This is a genomic window from Mesorhizobium sp. C120A (assembly GCF_030323105.1).
Taxonomy (GTDB): domain Bacteria; phylum Pseudomonadota; class Alphaproteobacteria; order Rhizobiales; family Rhizobiaceae; genus Mesorhizobium.
This window is the reverse complement of the sequence record NZ_CP100476.1, coordinates 3,513,588-3,532,436: the sequence shown is the minus strand read 5'-3', so window position 1 is coordinate 3,532,436 and position 18,849 is coordinate 3,513,588. Positions and strand designations below refer to the sequence as shown.

Genomic DNA, 18,849 nt, shown 5'->3' with positions numbered 1-18,849 from the left:
ATCCTTAGGTTGTTTAAATCGCACCTCTGGATTGTGCAAGCATTTTTACAGAGATCAAGGCATCGTAGAGATTTTCGGGTTTAGGTTTGCAGAGGACGCTTTCCGTCGCTCGCAATGGCCGCATCTCACCCCAAGTCAAAATGCCGCGGAAAGGCCTCGTGCAGCAGGAGCAGCATGGTCTTGCGCAGCACGTCGGTGTCGCGGCTGGACGGGTTGAGATGGTCCCAATACCAGGCGCCGTGAACCAGATAATTCAGGCTCTCCGACAGCGTGTCTATGTCGACGCCGGTGTAACCGCCGCTGCGCGAAATCTCGATCAGCAGTTCGCGCGCTTCGGCCGTGTAGGCGAGATCGCTGGGCAGGCCTATCTCGTTGTAGATCTGCATGCTCTTGCGGTCGCTGGAGAACACGACGAAGACGGAAACCCATTTCGGATGCTGCCGGGCAAAGCGCTGCGCGCAGTCGACCGCGCCCAACACCCGCTCCACCGGCGACAGGCCGGGCGCCCGCACCAGCGTCAGCCACAGCGCGTCATATTGGTCGCTGAGATATTGCAGCACGGCTCGGAACAGGTTCTCCTTGCTGCGAAAATGGAAGACCACCAGTGCGTTGGACGAGCCGACATGCCCGGCAATGCGCTGCATGGTGACGCTGGCCAGCCCCTCCTCCGCGATGAGCTCGATGGTGGCGTCGATGATGCGCTGGACGCTCGCTTCGCCGCGCTCGCGCCGGCGGTCCTTGGGCGCGGCGTCGTTCGCCGCACCCTTGGCCGCCTTGCTTTTTCCCGCATCCGGAGTGGCTATGCGTTGCGCCATTGTCGTCAGGCCTTTCCCCGGCGGCCGAAACATCCCGCCGCTGCCTTGGCATGCCGGCGCCCTGCGGACTCACAGCGTCGGGCGTGTCCCGGCATTCGTGTACCACTGACCACGAGCCGTCTCATAGGCCATACCCGCCCGGAACACGTCAGCGTCGCTATAGGTGCGGCCGACAATCTGGATGCCTGTCGGCACGCCATTGGCGGCGCGGCCCGACGGCATCGACAGAACCGGGCAGCGGCTCAGCATGTTGAACGGCGTCGTCATCACCCAGCCCAGCGACGGGTTCACCTCTCGTCCATTGATCTCGACCTTGCCTTTGGTCTGATCGAATTCCGCCGGCACCGCGGGAAGCGCATTGGTCGGGCAGATCAACACATCGTATTTTTCCAGCAACGGCCCCAGCGTCTGGTACATCCTGGCCGCCACGTCCAAAGTTGCGACAAAGTCCGTGGCCTTCGACTTCTGGCCGTCCTGCGCAAACTGCCTGGCATAGCTGGTCATGTCCTTGCCGTGCTTGGCGAGCAGCGGCGACAGCGAGGCGCCGAAGAGATGTTCGAGATAGGCCATGCCGGCCCTGAGCACCTCGTCGCCCCAACCGAGATCGACTTCCTCGACAGTGGCGCCGAGCGAGCGGAACACATCGCAGGCAGCGAGCGTGTTCTTGCGCACGTCCGCATCCACCTCGAAGGACCCGAGATCCATGGAGAATGCGAGCTTCCAACCCTTGATCGGCTTGTAGTCGAGCGGCAGGCGCAGTTTCGGGCGCAGCGTGGCGATGTCGAGCGGGCTCGGCCCGGCCATGACGTTCTGCAGCAGGATCGCATCCCCGACGTTTCGGGCCAAGGGCCCGGTGTGGCAGTAGAAATCGAGATTGAACGGCGGCTCATCGGGATTGCGGCCGTAAGGCGGCTTGAAGCCGACCAGGCCGCAGGCCGAGGCAGGGATGCGGATTGAGCCCGCTATGTCCGAGCCGGTTGCGATCGACGACGTGCCGGAGGCCAGCGTTGCCGCCGAACCTCCCGACGAACCGCCCGGCGTGAAATCCGGGTTCCAGGGGTTGCGCGTGACGCCCCAGCGCTTCGACCAGGTATAACCGGCGCAGCTGAATTCGGGCGTCGCCGTGCGGGCGTGGACGATGCCGCCGGCCTTCATGACACGCTCGTTCATCGTCGAGGTATGGCCGCCAAGCGCGTCCCCGGACAGCAGCGAGCCATGCGAGGTCGGCTTGCCCTTGATGTAGCTCTCATCCTTGATGCCGATCGGCAGGCCCTCGAGCGCGCCGGTCCTGGCGCCTCTGGCGTATTTCGCCTCGGCTTTTCTGGCGAGATCCATCGCCTCGTCGAAATGCGTGAAGGTGAGGCAATTGATCGTTTCTTTCGTCGCCTCGGCGCGGCGGATGGTGGCCTGCATCAGTTCCACAGGCGATAGTTTCTTCGCCTTGAACAGCCGCAACGCCTCGCTGGCCGGCATGTAGCAAAGGTTGAGATCGGACATCGAAAATCTCCCGCGGCGGCTTTACGGCATCTGGCATTGGCGATGGCAGGGCCGCGATCCGCGGCCCGATGTTTGGTGGTCAGCTTCGGCTGGCGGGGCCGCTATTTCTGCAGATCGGTCCAGATCCTGGTGTAGAGCGCCTGGACGTCGGCGGGACAGGCCGGCATGAATTGGCCCTTGTCGGCAAATTCGGCCGGAACATCCACTTCGGGCGCGCCCTTCATATCGGCCGGCAGGAAGGGCTCGGAGCCCTTGATGCCATTGGCGTAGTGCGCGAAGGCCGAGATCATCGCTGCATTCCTGGGGTCCATGATGAAATTCTGGAAGAGCTTGGCGTTCTCGACGTTCTTGGCATCCTTGAGCACCGCGACACTGTCCATCCAGATTGGAAAGCCCTCCTTGGGATAGCCGTAGACGATCTTGTCGTTCTCCAGCCGCTCGCGCAGCGATATGCCGTTCCAGTTGACGCCGGCGGCAATGTCACCCCTGCCGAGACCGTCGACGGCCGCATAGTCGAGCGACAGCCATTTCGCTTTCGCCTCGATGAGCTTGTCATGCACCTTTTTCAAAAGCACCTTGTCGTCGGTGCAGTACTTACCGCCCTCATAGGCAATGGCGAGGAACATGATGTCTCCCATTTCGGGCACGACATTGATCTTGCCCACGAGTTCCGGCGGCGGATCGAGGAAAATCGCCGAGGTGTTCGGATCGCCCGCATAGACCGATTTGTTGACCGAGATGCCGGTCGTGCCCCATTGCCACGGCACCGAATATTTGCGGCCGGGGTCGAACGGCACGTCGACCCATCTCGGATCGACGTTTCTAAAGTTCTCCATCGTGTTGGGATCGGTTTCCAAGAGCAGGCCTTCGCTGATCCAGATCGGCATCACGCTGGCCGATGGAACGACGATGTCATAGCCGGAAGCGCCCTGGCGGACCTTGGCCAGAGCCGTATCGTTGGAGTCGTAGTCGGTGACGGTAACCTTGACCTTGTAGGTTTCCTCGAACTTCTTGATCAGGTCCGGGCTGGTGTAGTTGCCCCAATTGTAGATTTGGAGTTCGCCCTCGGCGCGGGCAATGCCGGTCATCGCCAGCAGCGACAGGCCGAGCGCCGTGGCGGTCGATTTCAACTGCATGCTTGTGTCTCCCATTGTTGGGACCGGCGGGATTGCGCCTCGAGTCCCTAAGTTCCCTTCGTCCTGGTGATCATTCACCGGCGAATGCCGGCTGACCAACTCGGTATCTCGGCAACGGTATTAATTACTAAACATACAGTCAATATCTTTTGCGACACAACTGCATGATCGGCACCGGCAGTGCGCCGGCGAAGCCGACATGATATGGTCAAGGTTGGGCCATTGATGAATTGGGGCAAGCCGTGGCGTGAGCGCCGCAGCCTGCAGGGCTTGGATCACGGTCATGCGCCTTTTTCTGGCGGTCGTGCTGCTGATGACCATGGCGCTCTTCTCCGCTGCGCGCGGCGAAGCGCGGATAGCGCTGGTTGTCGCCAATCCGGCCTCTGAGGGCTCACCGGCAATCGCCAACGCCGACCTCAGTGCCGAACTCGTTGCAGCGACACTACGATCGCTTAGCTTCACCGTCCGGCAGGTGTCGGATGGCGACCGCGCCGATGTCGCGCGCGCCATGCATGATTTCGCCCAATCCCTGGCCAATCCGGACTCCGTCGGCATCTTCTACTATGTCGGCCACACCGCGCAGGCCAACGGCAGGAACTATTTACTGACGCGCGGCACCCGGATCGATTCAAAGGAAACGGTCGACCAGACGGCATTGCCCCTCGATCTGTTCATGCAGGCGCTCGAGGCAACCCCGACATTGAAGGTGGTTCTGCTCGACAATCCCGGCGATGGCCACAACCCTACTTCCGGCGTGATGCAGGGTCTGGCTGCGGTCGATCCCCTCACCCACGCCATCGTCGCTCTGTCGGCCAAACCCGGAACCGTTGCACTGGACGAAGCCCGCCCCGTCACCGTATTTGCCGATGCGCTCACCGCTGCGCTGGTCAAGCGCGGCGCGGACATAGCCATCATCCTCGCCTCGGTCAGGCAAACCACTATCGACAAAACGTCAGGCGCCCAGTGGCCATGGATGGCATATGGCCGCTCGGCAGACGCTGCCTTTGTGCTGACGCCGGACCAGGTGGCCGGCGCGGCACCGGCGCTGCCGCTTGTGCCGGAACCGGCACCGCCGGCGATGGCGAGCGGCGGCTACATCTCCGGGAGTGGCGGTTGGGAGCCTGATGGCAGCGACTACGCCGATGGCAGCGGTCAGGAGCCCTACCCCATGGACGTTGCCCCGGGCTCCGGCAGTCCCGATGCCGCGATGGGCGACAGCGCCAAGGAGGCGGCGCTCTACGAGGAATACAAACGCCAGGAACAGCAGCGCCAATTGCAGGAAGAGCAGGCTCGGCAACGATACGAAGAGGAAAAGCAACGTCTTGAAGACGCAGCTGCGGCCGCTGCCCAGAACAATCTCGGCGGGACCTATCCGCAGGATGGCGGAGCCACCGGCGCCGAACCGCCCCCCGATAAGGCAGGGATCCCCCCTGAGGACGGCATGACATCGGCCCCGCCACCCGCGACCGGCGCCGAAAGTCCGCCGGAGGCGCAGGCGCCACCGAAACCAGCGCCGCCGCCCATCGACCAGGCGCAAAGCCCTCCTTCCGGCGGCGCCCTTCCACAACCCGAGACGGGCGCTGTCGAAGTGGTGCGCCATCCAACCATCGATGCGCCGGATGAGATTGTCGCCGGCGAGACGGTGACCGTTTCGATCGCCCTTACCGAAGAGCAATTCACGCCCGAAGTGAAGGTGAAGGCAGCGCCGGGCTCGTCGGTGACGGAAGATGGCGCCCTGGCCATGGCGATGCCGGCAGGAGCCGAGCAATGGCCGATCGACATCGATCTGTTCGCCTCCGGCTTCGATCTCACCGACGGCGGCAAATGGAGCCGACGGACGACGCTCTACCGCCAGGGCGACAGCGACTTCGTCCGCTTCGACGTCAAGGCGCGGCCGATCGCCAAGGACAGCAAGCCGTCCCAGTTCATCGCACGCATCTACAGCGCCGGGAGGTTCCTCGGATCGGCGTCGCGGTCCGTTGTCATCCGTCGCACAGCGCCTGTCGAGGCAGCCGCTCCGAGCGCCACAGCCGAACGCTCCGCAGCACCTGCCATGCTGATGCTGGCCGCAGCGGCGCCGCAGCCGGCGGTAACTGGCAATGTGACGCTCGGCGGCGCAGCCGGCGATGACGTCCCCGATCTCGACGTGACCATACTCTATGACGATCCGAGCGGGCTGGGTTCGGGGCAGATCATCATCCATTCGCCGCATCTGGCCGGTCCGGTGACCGATACGTTCTCGACGCCACCTGAGATGGCGGCATGGCTGGACTCCGAATATCGCCGCCTGCTGCAGCTCGGCCTGAGCCTGCGCGGCGCGGTATCGCTGCAGCAGCCTGCCGCAAGCAGCGATCCGGGGACGCAAAAGCGCTTTGTCACGCTCGCCGCCGAAGGTTTTGGCGATGCGCTCTACCGCGACTATGTGCCGAAAGCGTTCAAGGACGTGTTCTGGTCGCTGCGCGGCAAAGGCGAGCTGCATTCGATCCAGATCACCTCGAACAGCCCGACACTGCCCTGGGAATTGATCCGCCCGCGCAGCGTCGACGGCGCCACCGCCGACGGTTTTCTCGGCATGGGCTATCGGCTGGCGCGCTGGGCTCCGCGCAGCAGTGCCTCACAGGTCGACAACCCGCTCGACCGCATGACCTTCACCGGCGTCGCGGCTGTCGCGCCCTCCTATGTCGACAAGCGCTCGCTGCGCTTCCAACAGGACGAGATCGCGGCGCTGAGCAAGCTTTACGGCTACCGCCGCTTCGATGGCGATTTCACCTCTTTCGAGAAACTGGTCGGTGAAGTCTCGACCGGTTTCATTCATTTCTCCGGTCATGGCGCGGTCAACCAACCGGGCAGCGGCCGGCCGGTCTTTGCCATCGATCTCGTCGATCAGTCGCTCGACCCGGATACATGGGCTGCGTTGGTCGCCACCGCGCATGGCAAGGGCAATCCGTTCTACTTCTTCAACGCCTGCGACACAGGCCGTTCCCAGATGCTCGGCGGCTTCGTGCAGGGCTGGGGTCCGGCGGTTCTGGCGGGCGGCGCTTCCGGCTTCATCGGCGGCATGTGGCCACTGACCGACCGCGCGGCAGCGGCCTTCTCGACCGATTTCTATGGTGGCATCAGCACGCGGATCAAGGACAGGCCGGTCTATCTGGCCGAGATCCTGCAGGATGTCCGCAGAGAATTCTACCAGACCGGCGATCCGACCTATCTCGCCTACACATTCTACGGCAACGCCAATCTTCAGATCGTCGCGCAGTGAGCGATGGATCGTCGTTGGCAGATTGGCTTCAGCCTACAACGCGTTTTGCGGGCATGGCACGCCGGCGTCGCCGCAGCGTGAGGCCGTCGGCCTGGAGCTCATGTCTTCGGAATGCCGTACAAGCTCAGCAAAGAGAAGGGCGAAGCTTCCCAGCATCAGGAAGACGATAATCAGGCGTGTCACCGGCAATATACAGGTCTCGACTGGCTAGCCCCCCAGCCACCCATCCTCTGTCGGCTAACATGATCGATCAGGCTTTACGAGTGCTTAAGCTCGCACTTAACCATCACATTCGCCGTTCCGGCGACATGAAGCGCGAGCCGCCGATTTCGTTTCGCCGCGGCCGCAACTGCGCCGACGATGCCTCCCTTTGCAGATGCGCTTGCCCATGCTACCCCACGCAACCGCCGCCGACCGCCATCGGCCGACCGCCATCGGAATGTCATGAGCAAAGCCAATTTCGCCTTCGTCTCCTCCGACACTGCCGATGCCAAGGCGGCGATGGAGAGCCTGTCGGCCCGCTATGGCCAGGCATCCTTCGACGACGCCCAGGTGGTGGTGGCGCTGGGTGGCGACGGCTTCCTGCTGCAGACCTTGCGCGACACGATGAGCACGGGAAAGAAGGTCTACGGCATGAACCGTGGCACCATCGGCTTCCTGATGAACGAGTACCGCGTCGGGGGCCTCACCGAGCGCATCGCGGCCGCCGTCGCCGAAACGATCCGCCCGCTGGAAATGCTGGCGTTGACGCATGAGGGCGAGACGGTTTCGGCACTCGCCATCAACGAGGTGGCGCTGTGGCGTCAGTCCTACCAGACGGCAAAGATCCGCATCACCGTCGACGAGCAGGTCCGCATCGAGGAACTGAACTGCGACGGCGTGATGATCGCGACGCCGGCCGGCTCCACCGCGTACAATCTTTCGGCGCACGGGCCGATCCTGCCGCTGGATGCGCCGTTGCTCGCGCTGACCCCGGTCAGCCCGTTCCGGCCGCGCCGTTGGCGGGGTGCCTTGTTGTCAAACAAGGCGACCGTACGCTTCGATATTCTGGAGTCGGAAAAGCGCCCGGTGAACACCGCCGCCGACCACACCGAGGTCAAGGCGGTGGCTTCCGTAACGGTCCGCGAATCGCCGACTGCGACGGCAACGCTGCTGTTTGATCCCAACCATTCGTGGAACGAACGCATTCTCGCCGAGCAGTTTCGCTATTGAGCCGGCGCAAAGAGTGACTACCTAATTAAGCATCGCGATTAAGCTTACGTTTTCACAATCGTGCCAATCCCGCCCGTTTCTGTTGACAAATCGCGGGCTTGCGCCTAATCGCAATACCAATCTTGCAGGCACGCTGTGCTTGCCGCGACGGATGCCGTTGCGCTTCCCCGAACCAGCCAAAGACAGCAACTCTTGTCCTCAGACACCACGACCGCTCTAGAAGCGTTGACCTTTTCAGACCTCGGCCTGTCGCCCAAGGTCCTTTCCGCAGTCACCGATGCGGGCTACACCGTGCCGACGCCGATCCAGGCTGGCGCCATCCCGCATGCCTTGCTCGGCAAGGATATTCTGGGCATAGCACAGACCGGCACCGGCAAGACGGCTTCCTTCGTGCTGCCGATGCTGACCCGCCTCGAAAAAGGCAGGGCCCGTGCCCGCATGCCGCGCACGCTGATCCTCGAGCCGACGCGCGAGCTCGCCGCGCAGGTCGAAGAGAATTTCATCAGATACGGCAAGAACCACAAGCTCAACATCGCGCTGCTGATCGGCGGCGTCTCCTTCGACGAGCAGGACAAGAAGCTGGAGCGCGGCGCCGACGTGCTGATCGCCACGCCCGGCCGTCTGCTCGATCACCGCGAGCGCGGCAAGCTGTTGCTCAACGGCGTCGAGATCCTCGTCATCGACGAGGCCGACCGCATGCTGGACATGGGCTTCATCCCCGACATCGAGCGCATCTGCGAGATGATCCCGTTCACCAGGCAGACGCTGTTCTTCTCAGCGACCATGCCGCCGGAGATCACCAAGCTCACCGAGAAGTTCCTGCATGCGCCGGTGCGCGTCGAGGTTTCCAAGGCGGCATCCGCTGCCACCAACATCATCCAGCGCCTGGTCAAGTCCGGCTCCAAGCCGTGGGACAAGCGCGAGACGCTTCGCAATCTGATAAAGGCCGAAGACGCCGAGCTGAAGAACGCTATCATTTTCTGCAACCGCAAGGTCGAGGTCGCGGAGCTGTTCCGCTCGCTGCTGAAGTATGATTTCGACGCCGGCGCCCTGCATGGCGACATGGACCAGCGCGCCCGCATGCAGATGCTGGCCAATTTCCGCGATGGCAAATTGCGCTATCTCGTGGCGTCCGACGTCGCCGCGCGCGGCCTCGACATTCCCGACGTCAGCCACGTCTTCAACTACGACGTGCCGATCCACGCCGAAGATTATGTCCACCGCATCGGCCGCACCGGCCGCGCCGGACGCTCGGGCAAATCCTTCACCATCGCCACCAAGTCCGACACCAAATACATCGACGCCATCGAGCGGCTGATCGGCAACAAGATCGAGTGGCATGACGGCGACCTGTCGACCGTGGTCGCCAGCGAAGGCGGCGAGGACGAAGCGCCCCGCCGTGGCCGTGGCGCTCCGCGCCGCGCCGGCCGCAAGGACGAGGACCGCAAGGTCCATGATCGCAAGGACGGTGGCGAGCGCAAGCCGCGCGAACGCCATGCCAAGCGCAGCGACGACGCGCCAGCGGCAGATGCCGCGCGCGAGGAACAGCCGGCGGTAGCCGAGGCCGCGGTCGCCGACATCGGCGAACGGCATCAGCGCAAGGAAGCGATTCGCTCCGAAAACAGCGACCGCAAGGTCTCCGATCGCAACAACGAGAACCGTGCCCCGGAACGCGGCGACACAAGGCCGCAGCGCGCCAGCAACAGCCGCCCTGCCCGCGGCAACAACCGCGGTGAAGACAATGACGGCACCGTCGGCTTCGGCGACGACATGCCGGCCTTCATGAAGATCGTCGCCAAGGTCTGATCCCATGAGCCGCGGCGTCCCGAGGACGCGCGGCTTGCTTGGACGCGACGGGGATGTGAGATCTGGAGCCCGCTCCAGGATCAGTCGGCGCCATGCGCGGTAATCGCAAGACAGGCTCGATCTACCCGATCGCTTCCGGCCTGGAGGGCTTAAATAGCCCGTCGATGCTACAGGCTTTTCAGTTCCAGGCGGGATGCCAATAAATCCAGAAATGCCCGAACCTTGGCCGAAGATGACCGGCCTTCCTGCCACAAGGCATGGATCGGCACCGGTGCCGGCTCGAATTCCGTCAAAACCAGTTCGACGAGACCGTCGTCGACCAAATGTCTTATCTGCCACAGAGGCGAGAAGCCCAAACCCAGTCCGTGGATTGCGGCGGCATAGACCGAGGTCATCAGATTGGAGCGAAAAGCGCCTGCGACCTTCACGGTCCGGGGTTTCCCGTCGATCTGAAACGTCCATTCACCTGGACGCTCGTTAGCGGTTCTGATGATGCAACTGTGCTCACTCAGCTGGAAGGGATGGGCCGGCCGGCCACACCGCGCGAAATAGGAAGGCGCGCCGAACACAACGCGCCGCAACGCCCCCAGGCGTTTGGCTTTCAATTTGGAATCCGGCAAATCGCCGATGCGTATTGCCAGGTCGAGACCTTCGGCGCCAAGATCGGCAAATCCATCGGAAAGTTGAAGATCGACCTCGACCCGGGGAAATGTCCGCATGTATTCCGCGATGACAGGCATCAGGACGTTCGGGCCAAACAGAACCGGCGCCCCGATGCGCAGGACGCCTGCCGGCTCCGATCGTTGATTGATCGCCTGAAGTCTTGCTTCGTTTATTTCGTCGACCGCGGGTTTGATCCGGTTGAAAAAGGCTGCTCCCACTTCACTCGGTGTCGAGCGACGCGTTGTCCTGTGGATCAGCTCGACGCCGACTGATTGCTCCAGTGCCGCCAGGGACCGGCTGACCGACTGCAGCGAGCGGCTCAGCCGATGTGCGGCAGTCGTCAGACTTCCATGCTCGACGATCGTGATGAAAGCCTCGAAATCGTCCATCCGGCTCATGTATTCTCCCGATCTTCGACATAATATATCGCAAAAACGGGTAATTGTAACGACAATTGCGACGTCGTACCTCTCTGCAAGTTGTCCCGCGAGGACAGGCTTGATGGAAGGGAATCGTCATGCAAGTAGCCAATCCAACTGTTCTGGTCGTTGGTGCCACAGGCCGAGTTGCGGGACTTGTCGTGCCTGAACTTGTCCGCCGCAATGCCAATGTTCGAGCGCTCGTTCGCGACCCTGCGAATGCCGAAAAGGCCCGGAAGCTAGGGGCATCCGAGGTTGCGACAGGAGATTTGCGAAATCGTCAGAGCCTCGAAAGGGCGGTCGAGGGCGTCGACGGCGTCTTTCACATTGGGCCGGCTTTTGCTCCCGATGAAGCAGCCATGGGCGTTGCCATGGTTGAGGCCGCCACGCGAGCAGGAGTTCGAAAGTTCGTCTTCTCGTCGGTGATCCAGCCTACCAATACGCGACTGAAGAACCATGCCAGCAAGGTGCCTGTCGAGGCTGCTCTCTACTCGACGACGATGGAATATACGATTCTGCACCCTGCCAATTTCATGCAGAACCTCGCAGCGGCCTGGCCGTCCGTCGTTGAACATGGTGTTTTCTCGGAACCGTTTCCAAAGACGGCGAAGCTGGCCCGCGTCGACTACCGCGACGTCGCTGAGGTGGCGGCGATCGCCCTAACCGAAGCGCGATTGTCCTACGCGACCCTCGATCTGTGCGCTGACGGCATGCACAGCCGGGAAGACATCGTTGCGATGATGAGTGAGGAACTTGGCCGACCCATCTCTTCTGGTGAGCCGACATTTGGCGAGTGGGCGGCCGAGGCACGCCTTCCCTACAATGACCGCCAAATGCAGGTGCTGGCCAAAATATACGCCCACTATGCCCACTATGGCCTTGGCGGAAACAGTCTGACATTGCGCGCCGCCCTGGGCCGCGAACCGCGTTCGTTGCGCGGCTTTATTCGAAACCTTGCCCAGCAAATGGCGCAGGCCGCCTGACTGCGCCCAGCCGCGCATACTTCCACTTTTCGAGAAGGAGATAGGTGATGCGACCGTCATCCCACAAGGTTTTGAAATCGAGGAAGCTACCGGCCTCCTACAATGCGCTGGTAATGCCATTCGTACTTTCCATCCTGATGTCGTGCATTGTTTCCGCGGTAGCGACGCTGATCAATGCGGGCTGGACAACCGGTTTCGTGGCGACCTGGCCGTATGCATGGGGAGCATCATGGCTAGTGGGCTTTCCAAGTCTGCTGCTGGTCTTGCCGATCGTGCGCCGTATCGTTGCGGCAATTGTCGATCAGCCGACCTCGTAGGCCTTGATTACGGAGTCCGACATGCCAAACAAGAACGGCCCTTGCGGGCCGCTTTTACCTTCGACTGACGGCTCGCAGCGCCATTGTCGACTTCCGCGACCAGATACCTGTCTTCATGCGGGCAGCCTTCATGCGCGCCGGCCCTCATGCCGATCGTCGTCCGAGCCTGACTCCCGAGCGCTCTCAAATGCAGCCGGCCAGCTTGCACTCTTGGCACGCTCCTATCCTGGCCCGTCCGTCACATCGGGCCGGGCATCATCTTGGTCGGGTTTTCCAGCATCGGAAACTCTGCCTTGCTGCATTTCACGTTCGGGTTGGTCGGACTGAACATGCCGTTCGGATTGTCTCTGAACAGCCAGGCATGAAGGTCGTAGTGGACGAACTCCCTCGGAATGAGCGGATAGTGCCCTTCCATCGGTCCCATGAAGGTCTGGCCAAATAGTTTTGGAGGTTCCTTGGTGTCTGGCGTCAGGGGCACCAGCCATTCCACGCCAACCAATTTCAAGCCTTTCTTGGTCGGCTCGTAGATCAGCACATTGGGGCGCATCGGATCGAGTTTCTGACCGACACTCGGGACGTTGACGAAATGGATGCCCATAGCGCCCTTCGGATAGTCCATTGCGCCCTCGATCCTGTCCCCGCTGTAATAGACGCACCCGACAGTCGACAGATAAAGGTCGCGGACGGCGACCGTGTAGTCTTCATATTTGGCGAGCGATTTCTTCAACGCTTCGATGTCGGCTTTGTTGGCGTCCTCGGCTCGAGCCGTGGCCGCTGCGCACCAAGCGGAGACCAGACCTGTCAAAATGAGGACGCCGCAACGCCCAAGACGAGCTGTTCTTGTCATGCATTCCTCCCAGATTTCCTTATCTGGCCGTGCAGGACCGGGGCCGACTAAGTGACTGCATGGCCGTTTGTATCGCCCCATCCCCTCTGGAACCGCACCAATGCTAATCCCTTCCAAGGCCTCCGGAAAGGGATTATTAGAAATCTCTAATGCGTTAGACCTTTTGGCGGACCACAGGAGCCCAAAAAGAAAGCGGCCCCTTGCGGGGGCCGCCTTCGCATTTCGATGCCGAACAATTCAGGTCAGCGGCGAAAGCTGGATCTCGACGCGCCGGTTCTGCGCACGGCCGGCCGCCGTTCCGTTGGACGCGATCGGACGGGTCTTGCCGAATCCGGTGACGGCGAAGCGGCGCGAATCGACACCTTGGCCTGAGAGATAGTTGGCGACCGCCAATGCGCGGCGCTGCGACAGATCGAAATTGTGTTCGTCGCCGCCGGTCGAATCGGTGTGGCCGAACACGTCGACCGTGGTCTGCTTGAACTTCTTCAGCACCAGCGCAACCGAGTTCAGCACCTGGTAGAAGCCAGGCTTCACCGCATCCTGGTCGACGTTGAAAGTAATGTCGGACGGCATGTTGAGGATGATCTGGTCGCCGGTGCGGGTGACGCTGACGCCGGTGCCTTCGAGCTGGCGGCGCAGTTCAGCCTCGTTCTGGTCCATGGTCGCGCCGATGGCGCCGCCGGCCAGCGCGCCGATACCGGCGCCGATCAGCGCGTTGCGGCGGTCATTGCCGCCGGCAAGCAGGCCGAGGCCCGCGCCCGCCAGGGCGCCAAGGCCGGCGCCGGCTGCGGTGTTCGAAACCTTCTGCTCCCCGGTGTACGGATCGGTCGTGGTGCAGGCACTCACCAGCACAGCCGTCGCAACGGCGACGAGCACAGTCTTTTTCATAAGGATCGTCCCTCTCCAAAGCGCGGCCTTTGCGGCTCGCGCATATAAGCCCTTCTCCGGTCTTGTAACATGAAATGCGGCGAAAAACCGAGCGGCGAAAGCGGCTTCTCCCCGCTCGCGCCACACTTCCGCTTCGGTGGCTGGTGCTGGCCTACCAGAGGTTCTTGCCGTCAATGACGACCACCTCGACCTTGTCGAGGTCGAAATCGTCGAACAGCCGCGAATTGACTGAGATCTTGGGATTGTCGAAGTCCGGTTTTCCGGTCGACCAGTCCGGCGTTTCGGTGAAGGTGCCGCAGCCGCAAATGGCGCAAAACCCGTGTTTGACGGTCTTCGATCCCCATTGATAGAAGGAAACGTTTTCCGGCGAGCTGGTGAGCTTGAATTGCGACGGAACGTAGTAAGCCCACAGCGAACCGCGCTTGGAGCAGAACGAGCAGGTGCATTGTGTTACCGTCTCGGGCGCCTGCGAGACCTCGAACGTCGTCGCCTTGCAATGACAGCTGGCCTTGATGGTCATGAAAAGCTTTCCTCTCCGTTGCCCGCCACCCATGCGGCAAGGCACCATAAAGGAAGGCTCCTGACAACTGTCTGTCAGCAGGCTCTGATCGATCGAGCCGAGCGGCGCTCTGGCCGAAGCGGACCCGTCGTCACCTCCCAATCGTGGTCACCTGCCGATATAGGCGGCCAGTTCGTCCGGCGTCCCGTTTGGGAAAGCCTGTTTCAGAAAATCCAGGAACGCCGACACGCGCGCGCTGAGCAGCCGCCGCGACGGGTAGAGCGTCCATAGAGAGATCTCCGGGCCGTCAATATCCCCCCAATTCACCAGTGTGCCGTCAGCCAGGTCGTGGGCCACCAACGAAATGGGAAGCCGTCCTGCGCCGATGCCGGCTCGCACCGCATCCCGGACCATGATGAGCGTCGACAAGGCGAGGACCGGCTCGATTCTAAGTGTTGCCCGGCCACCTGGTGTCTTCACCTGCCATGTTTGCCGCTCGCCTGTCCCGCGCGCAACGCCAGGAGCGGCGAGCCCATCGGCCGGGCGAGGAAGGTCCGGGCTCGCCACAACGACCAGGCGGTCGCGGAGAAACGCCCGTCCGACCAGGCTTTCATCGGGATCCGGATTGACCCGGATTACCAGATCGTAGCCTTCCTCGATCATGTCGACATGCCGGTCTTCGGTGGTCACTTCAAGCCTCACCTCAGGATACCTCAGGGCAAATCCCGCGGCGATCCTCCCCATTGCAGTCTGCGAAAAATGCAAAGGCGCGCTGATCCGCAATCTGCCCTTGGGTCTCTGGCCGCCCGAGGCAATCGCCGATGCCGTCTCGTCCAGCTCGGCAAGCAACGCCCCCGTCCGCTCGAAGAGCGCCCGTCCTTCTTCGGTCAGCTTCAGGTTACGCGCACCCCGTTCGAACAGACGCAGATCGAGACTGCTTTCCAATTCGCCAACGCGCCGGGACAATGTTGCCTTGGGCCGGCCGGTGGACCTTGCCGCTTTGCCGAAGCCGCCATGGCGAGCCACGAGGTTAAAATCGGCAAGGGCTAAAAGATCCATGACTGTCCCACCAGTGAGACGACGTGTCTAAAATTGCCGTCTACTGGGCTCTTTGTGAGCCACACATATTGGGGCTGTCAAGCAACCCAACAGGAGAAATTCCATGACCATTCTCGTTACCGGCGCCACCGGCAATATCGGCCGCCAAGTCGTCGAACAGCTCGCCAAGCGCGGCGCCGATGTGCGTGCTCTCGTGCGCGATCCGTCGAAAACCAGTTTTCCGGCAGGCGTATCCGTCGTGCAAGGCGACTTTCTCGATGTCGATTCGCTGCGCAAAGCCATGTCTGGCGTTTCCACGCTGTTCCTCTTGAACGCCGTGGTGCCGGACGAATTCACCCAGGCTTTGATCGCCTTGAATGTCGCCCGATCGGCCGGCATCGAGCGGATCGTCTATCTCTCGGTGATCCACGCTGACGTCTATGTGAACGTGCCGCATTTCGCGGGCAAGTTCGGCGTGGAGCGAATGATCGAACAGATGGACTTCAAAGCTACGATCTTGCGCCCGGCCTACTTCATCCAGAACGATCTGACGGTCGAAGACGTCATCACCGGCTACGGCACCTACCCAATGCCGATCGGCCCCAAGGGTCTCGCCATGATCGATGCCCGCGATATCGCCGAGATCGCCGCTCTTGAGCTGCTGCGTCGCGAACGGTCCAAGGAGCCGCTTGCGTTCGAGAGGATCAACCTCGTCGGTCCGCAGACACTGACCGGGACGGACATTGCCGCAATCTGGTCAGACGTACTCGCCCGCCCGATCAGCTACAGCGGCGACAATACGGAGGGTTTTGAGCAAAATCTCAAGCAGTTCCTGCCCGCCTGGATGGCCTACGACATGCGCCTGATGGGCGAGCGTTTCTTTACCGACGGGATGCTGCCCGAGACCGGCGACGTCGAGCGCCTGACGGCACTTCTGGGTCGCCCACTGCGGCCGTATCGCGACTTCGCCTCAGCACTCGCTGCTTCCGTCTGACGCAAGCGCCTTCAGCACCAAGGCCGGCCTTCCGATGAGAACTGCCAACAGAACTCAGTAGGAACGCGGTGGCACGAACAGGCAGATCGTCTTGCCTGCGTCGAGGCCGGCCTGGTGCGCGCACCAGTGGAAATCGCCGTCGGGTGAGTCCTTGACCCGCTTGTCGCTCATCGGCACGACCTCCCCCGTTCCGGCGATGACATAGCCCTCCGGCTTTTCCAGCACCTCGCCGGTATGGGTGGTACGGCAGTCGTAGTTTGCGCAGCAGGCGAAGGGATAACTCCAGCCTTGCGGCTTCGCCGCCGTAGGCTTGGCGTCATGGGCGAAGGCGGGTGCGGTCAGCACCGCAGCAAGCATCGCGATTGCAAAGATCGGGGTCACGAACAAGGAAAACAGGAGTCGGCCAGCCGGTTGAACGGCTCTGGCCGATCGGAGAGTGGCAGCAGACATGGAAGCGTTCCTTTCAAACGAGCATCAAGCGTTTCGCTTGCCCGTTCCCGGAACGTGTCTTCCCAGTGGCCGGATCGTCAGGTCGCAGATATGCCGCGTCCGGCCATAAATGCTTTTTCTCTTCCAGCCCTCGGATGCTGGGCTGATTCCTAGGCTGGCGCAAGAAGTTGCTGCGCGAGGCCGCCACATCTACGCCGCTATCTGCAACCGCTGACGAGATCCAAGGCCAGGCTCAACTCCCGGCAGACGGGCATCGAAACAACGGGATTGGCCGAATGTGGTTCCAGCCTATACTTCGCCTGGACCGGCGACCACATGCCCTTCATATTGCGGCAAGTCGTCGGCGATGGTGAACCATGGCGCTTTGGAGCCGACGAAGATGTGCGCGGTCGGCCGGATCGTCGGATCGTCGACCAGCGTGCCCATGGCGACATGGACATAGGCGCCGTCGCGGACCAGCGAATACAGCAACGAGCCGCAGCGGCTGCAATGCGCATCGTGGCCGCTGTCATCGCCGAAATGGATGAGCCCGTGATGCCCTTCGGCAAGGGCAAGTTTCGCGCGCTCGATGCCGGCGAAGGGCTTGAAGGCGGAACCTGTGGTGCGCCGGCAGTTCGAACAATGGCAGATCGCGGCATAGACGAACTCGTCCGCCACTTCATACTGAACCGTGCCGCAAAAGCATTTGCCGGTGAGCCTGCGAGTCATGGTTCCTCCTTCGCTCCCCCGCCAAGGGATGTTCTTATTCAAGAAAGTGGCGGAAGCGCAGGTATCATCCATTCGCAGGCCGGCCTCAGCTGAATATGAACATATCCTAGTCGAGGTCGGCCACGGCTTCACCGGCACCGCCCTCGATGCGCTGCGACAACGAGGCTTCCATGAAGTCGTCGAGGTCGCCGTCGAGCACGCTCGACGGGCTGGTGCTCTCGACGCCGGTGCGCAGGTCCTTCACCAACTGGTAGGGCTGCAGCACATAGGAACGAATCTGGTGACCCCAGCCGATGTCGCTCTTCGACGCTTCTGTGGCATTGGCCACCGCTTCGCGCTTCTTCAGCTCTTCCTCGTAAAGGCGCGAGCGCAGCATTTCCCAGGCCTTCGCCTTGTTCTTGTGCTGCGAGCGTTCGGCCTGGCAGGCAACCGCGATGCCGGTGGCGATATGGGTGATGCGAACCGCCGAGTCCGTGGTGTTGACGTGCTGGCCGCCCGAACCGGATGAGCGGTAGGTGTCGATGCGTACATCGGATTCCGAGACGTCGATCTCGATCCTGTCATCGACGACCGGGTAGACCCAGACGCTGGAGAAGGACGTGTGGCGGCGCGCATTGCTGTCATAGGGTGAAATGCGGACCAGGCGATGAACGCCCGACTCGGTCTTCAGCCAGCCATAGGCATTGTGGCCCTTGATCAGGAGCGTGGCGGACTTGATGCCGGCCTCTTCGCCGTCATGGACTTCCAGCACTTCGACCTTGAAACGGCGACGCTCGGCCCAGCGCGTGTACATGCGCAGAAGCATCGAGGCCCAGTCCTGGCTCTCGGTGCCGCCGGCGCCGGCATGGACTTCGAGATAGGTGTCGTTGGCGTCGGCCTCGCCCGACAGCAGCGTCTCGACCTGGCGGGCCTTGGCCTCGCCCTGCATCGAGCGGAGGGCTGCTTCCGCCTCGGCGATCACGCTCTGGTCGCCCTCTTCCTCACCCAGTTCGATCAGGCCGATATTGTCTTCCAGCGCCTGAGTCAGGCTTTTGACGCCGGCGATCCCGTCTTCGAGGCCCTGGCGCTCGCGCATCAGCTTTTGCGCTTCCAGCGGATCATTCCAGAGGCTGGAATCCTCGGCGCGCACGTTCAGGTATTCAAGCCGCTTTATAGCCTGATCCCAGTCAAAGATGCCTCCTCAGCAGGGTGATCGCCTGCCTGATCTCGTCGACAATATTCTGCGTTTCCGCGCGCATGGCTGGTTGTTCTGTCCTGTTTTTGAAGTGGCGCTTGGGTCGGCGCGATACATAGGCACGGCATTGCTGCCTGTAAAGCG

Annotated in this window: 17 protein-coding genes; 6 read left to right on the top strand and 11 right to left on the bottom strand. The window is 62.1% G+C overall.

The features are described from left to right. Positions 1-125: 125 nt before the first annotated feature. The 3 genes from NL532_RS16960 to NL532_RS16950 all read right to left on the bottom strand — a co-directional run bounded on the left by NL532_RS16960 (position 126) and on the right by NL532_RS16950 (position 3,448). Positions 126-815 (bottom strand): TetR/AcrR family transcriptional regulator, encoded by a 690-nt coding sequence (locus NL532_RS16960; protein ID WP_023828626.1) that lies wholly within the window; start codon positions 813-815, stop codon positions 126-128. A 69-nt stretch (positions 816-884) separates the two neighbouring features. Beyond that, a complete protein-coding gene (locus tag NL532_RS16955; RefSeq protein WP_023828627.1) occupies positions 885-2,312 on the bottom strand; it encodes an amidase in 1,428 nt (475 codons plus the stop codon). Positions 2,313-2,413: 101 nt separating this feature from the next. Beyond that, the gene (locus tag NL532_RS16950; protein WP_023828628.1) at positions 2,414-3,448 is read right to left on the bottom strand and encodes an extracellular solute-binding protein; all 1,035 of its coding nucleotides are present in this window, start codon (positions 3,446-3,448) and stop codon (positions 2,414-2,416) included. Positions 3,449-3,731: 283 nt separating this feature from the next. Here NL532_RS16950 and NL532_RS16945 point away from each other — a divergent pair, with 283 nt between their 5' ends. The 3 genes from NL532_RS16945 to NL532_RS16935 all read left to right on the top strand — a co-directional run bounded on the left by NL532_RS16945 (position 3,732) and on the right by NL532_RS16935 (position 9,725). Next, on the top strand, positions 3,732-6,707 hold the full coding sequence (locus NL532_RS16945; RefSeq protein WP_023828629.1) for a caspase family protein: 2,976 nt from the start codon (positions 3,732-3,734) through the stop codon (positions 6,705-6,707). A 444-nt stretch (positions 6,708-7,151) separates the two neighbouring features. Further along, entirely contained in the window at positions 7,152-7,919 is a 768-nt protein-coding gene (locus NL532_RS16940) for an NAD kinase (RefSeq protein ID WP_023715779.1), read from the top strand. Between the two features lie 192 nt (positions 7,920-8,111). Next, positions 8,112-9,725, top strand: coding sequence for a DEAD/DEAH box helicase (locus NL532_RS16935; protein ID WP_031193139.1), 1,614 nt, complete (start codon positions 8,112-8,114; stop codon positions 9,723-9,725). 167 nt (positions 9,726-9,892) lie between these two features. On the opposite strand, the gene NL532_RS16930 is transcribed toward NL532_RS16935, so the two are convergent. Beyond that, positions 9,893-10,786 carry a LysR family transcriptional regulator gene (locus NL532_RS16930; RefSeq protein ID WP_023828630.1) on the bottom strand — a complete coding sequence of 298 codons (894 nt, stop codon included), beginning with the start codon at positions 10,784-10,786 and terminating at the stop codon, positions 9,893-9,895. A gap of 119 nt (positions 10,787-10,905) precedes the next feature. On the opposite strand from NL532_RS16930, the gene NL532_RS16925 reads away from it, so the two are divergent. Both NL532_RS16925 and NL532_RS16920 read left to right on the top strand, forming a co-directional pair. After that, on the top strand, positions 10,906-11,790 hold the full coding sequence (locus tag NL532_RS16925) for an NmrA/HSCARG family protein (RefSeq protein ID WP_023702467.1): 885 nt from the start codon (positions 10,906-10,908) through the stop codon (positions 11,788-11,790). A 47-nt stretch (positions 11,791-11,837) separates the two neighbouring features. Then, positions 11,838-12,107, top strand: coding sequence for a DUF2798 domain-containing protein (locus NL532_RS16920; RefSeq protein ID WP_023667468.1), 270 nt, complete (start codon positions 11,838-11,840; stop codon positions 12,105-12,107). 238 nt (positions 12,108-12,345) lie between these two features. Here the strand turns inward: NL532_RS16920 and NL532_RS16915 are convergent, their stop codons facing one another. From NL532_RS16915 to NL532_RS16900, 4 genes are all read right to left on the bottom strand, one after another. Beyond that, positions 12,346-12,954, bottom strand: a complete 609-nt coding sequence (locus NL532_RS16915; protein WP_023691231.1) for a hypothetical protein — start codon at positions 12,952-12,954, stop codon at positions 12,346-12,348. 237 nt (positions 12,955-13,191) lie between these two features. Next, complete coding sequence (locus NL532_RS16910) at positions 13,192-13,842, bottom strand: YiaD family glycine zipper/OmpA-like lipoprotein (RefSeq protein WP_023667470.1); 651 nt, start codon at positions 13,840-13,842, stop codon at positions 13,192-13,194. Positions 13,843-13,993: 151 nt separating this feature from the next. Continuing rightward, complete coding sequence (locus NL532_RS16905) at positions 13,994-14,362, bottom strand: GFA family protein (RefSeq protein WP_023667471.1); 369 nt, start codon at positions 14,360-14,362, stop codon at positions 13,994-13,996. Between the two features lie 147 nt (positions 14,363-14,509). Continuing rightward, positions 14,510-15,400, bottom strand: a complete 891-nt coding sequence (locus NL532_RS16900) for a LysR family transcriptional regulator (protein ID WP_023681487.1) — start codon at positions 15,398-15,400, stop codon at positions 14,510-14,512. Between the two features lie 103 nt (positions 15,401-15,503). On the opposite strand from NL532_RS16900, the gene NL532_RS16895 reads away from it, so the two are divergent. Beyond that, positions 15,504-16,373, top strand: a complete 870-nt coding sequence (locus NL532_RS16895) for an NmrA/HSCARG family protein (RefSeq protein WP_023667473.1) — start codon at positions 15,504-15,506, stop codon at positions 16,371-16,373. A 54-nt stretch (positions 16,374-16,427) separates the two neighbouring features. Here the strand turns inward: NL532_RS16895 and NL532_RS16890 are convergent, their stop codons facing one another. From NL532_RS16890 to prfB, 3 genes are all read right to left on the bottom strand, one after another. Continuing rightward, positions 16,428-16,823: a hypothetical protein gene (locus NL532_RS16890; RefSeq protein ID WP_023667474.1), complete on the bottom strand. Its 396-nt coding sequence runs from the start codon at positions 16,821-16,823 to the stop codon at positions 16,428-16,430. Positions 16,824-17,111: 288 nt separating this feature from the next. After that, positions 17,112-17,531 (bottom strand): GFA family protein, encoded by a 420-nt coding sequence (locus tag NL532_RS16885; protein ID WP_023681488.1) that lies wholly within the window; start codon positions 17,529-17,531, stop codon positions 17,112-17,114. 106 nt (positions 17,532-17,637) lie between these two features. Continuing rightward, a protein-coding gene (prfB, locus tag NL532_RS16880) for a peptide chain release factor 2 (RefSeq protein ID WP_155922402.1) occupies positions 17,638-18,769 on the bottom strand; the annotation gives its coding sequence in 2 pieces (ribosomal slippage) (positions 17,638-18,702 and positions 18,704-18,769; 1,131 coding nt in all). Positions 18,770-18,849: the final 80 nt, after the last annotated feature.

Coding starts and splice junctions, on each gene's coding strand:
- NL532_RS16950 (WP_023828628.1), bottom strand. CDS start 3,448: ATGCAGTTGAAATCGACCGCCACGGCGCTCGGCCTGTCGCTGCTGGCG.
- NL532_RS16905 (WP_023667471.1), bottom strand. CDS start 14,362: ATGACCATCAAGGCCAGCTGTCATTGCAAGGCGACGACGTTCGAGGTC.
- NL532_RS16895 (WP_023667473.1), top strand. CDS start 15,504: ATGACCATTCTCGTTACCGGCGCCACCGGCAATATCGGCCGCCAAGTC.
- NL532_RS16890 (WP_023667474.1), bottom strand. CDS start 16,823: ATGTCTGCTGCCACTCTCCGATCGGCCAGAGCCGTTCAACCGGCTGGC.
- NL532_RS16955 (WP_023828627.1), bottom strand. CDS start 2,312: ATGTCCGATCTCAACCTTTGCTACATGCCGGCCAGCGAGGCGTTGCGG.
- NL532_RS16885 (WP_023681488.1), bottom strand. CDS start 17,531: ATGACTCGCAGGCTCACCGGCAAATGCTTTTGCGGCACGGTTCAGTAT.
- NL532_RS16920 (WP_023667468.1), top strand. CDS start 11,838: ATGCGACCGTCATCCCACAAGGTTTTGAAATCGAGGAAGCTACCGGCC.
- NL532_RS16910 (WP_023667470.1), bottom strand. CDS start 13,842: ATGAAAAAGACTGTGCTCGTCGCCGTTGCGACGGCTGTGCTGGTGAGT.
- NL532_RS16915 (WP_023691231.1), bottom strand. CDS start 12,954: ATGACAAGAACAGCTCGTCTTGGGCGTTGCGGCGTCCTCATTTTGACA.
- NL532_RS16925 (WP_023702467.1), top strand. CDS start 10,906: ATGCAAGTAGCCAATCCAACTGTTCTGGTCGTTGGTGCCACAGGCCGA.
- NL532_RS16940 (WP_023715779.1), top strand. CDS start 7,152: ATGAGCAAAGCCAATTTCGCCTTCGTCTCCTCCGACACTGCCGATGCC.
- NL532_RS16945 (WP_023828629.1), top strand. CDS start 3,732: ATGCGCCTTTTTCTGGCGGTCGTGCTGCTGATGACCATGGCGCTCTTC.
- NL532_RS16900 (WP_023681487.1), bottom strand. CDS start 15,400: ATGGATCTTTTAGCCCTTGCCGATTTTAACCTCGTGGCTCGCCATGGC.
- NL532_RS16960 (WP_023828626.1), bottom strand. CDS start 815: ATGGCGCAACGCATAGCCACTCCGGATGCGGGAAAAAGCAAGGCGGCC.
- NL532_RS16930 (WP_023828630.1), bottom strand. CDS start 10,786: ATGAGCCGGATGGACGATTTCGAGGCTTTCATCACGATCGTCGAGCAT.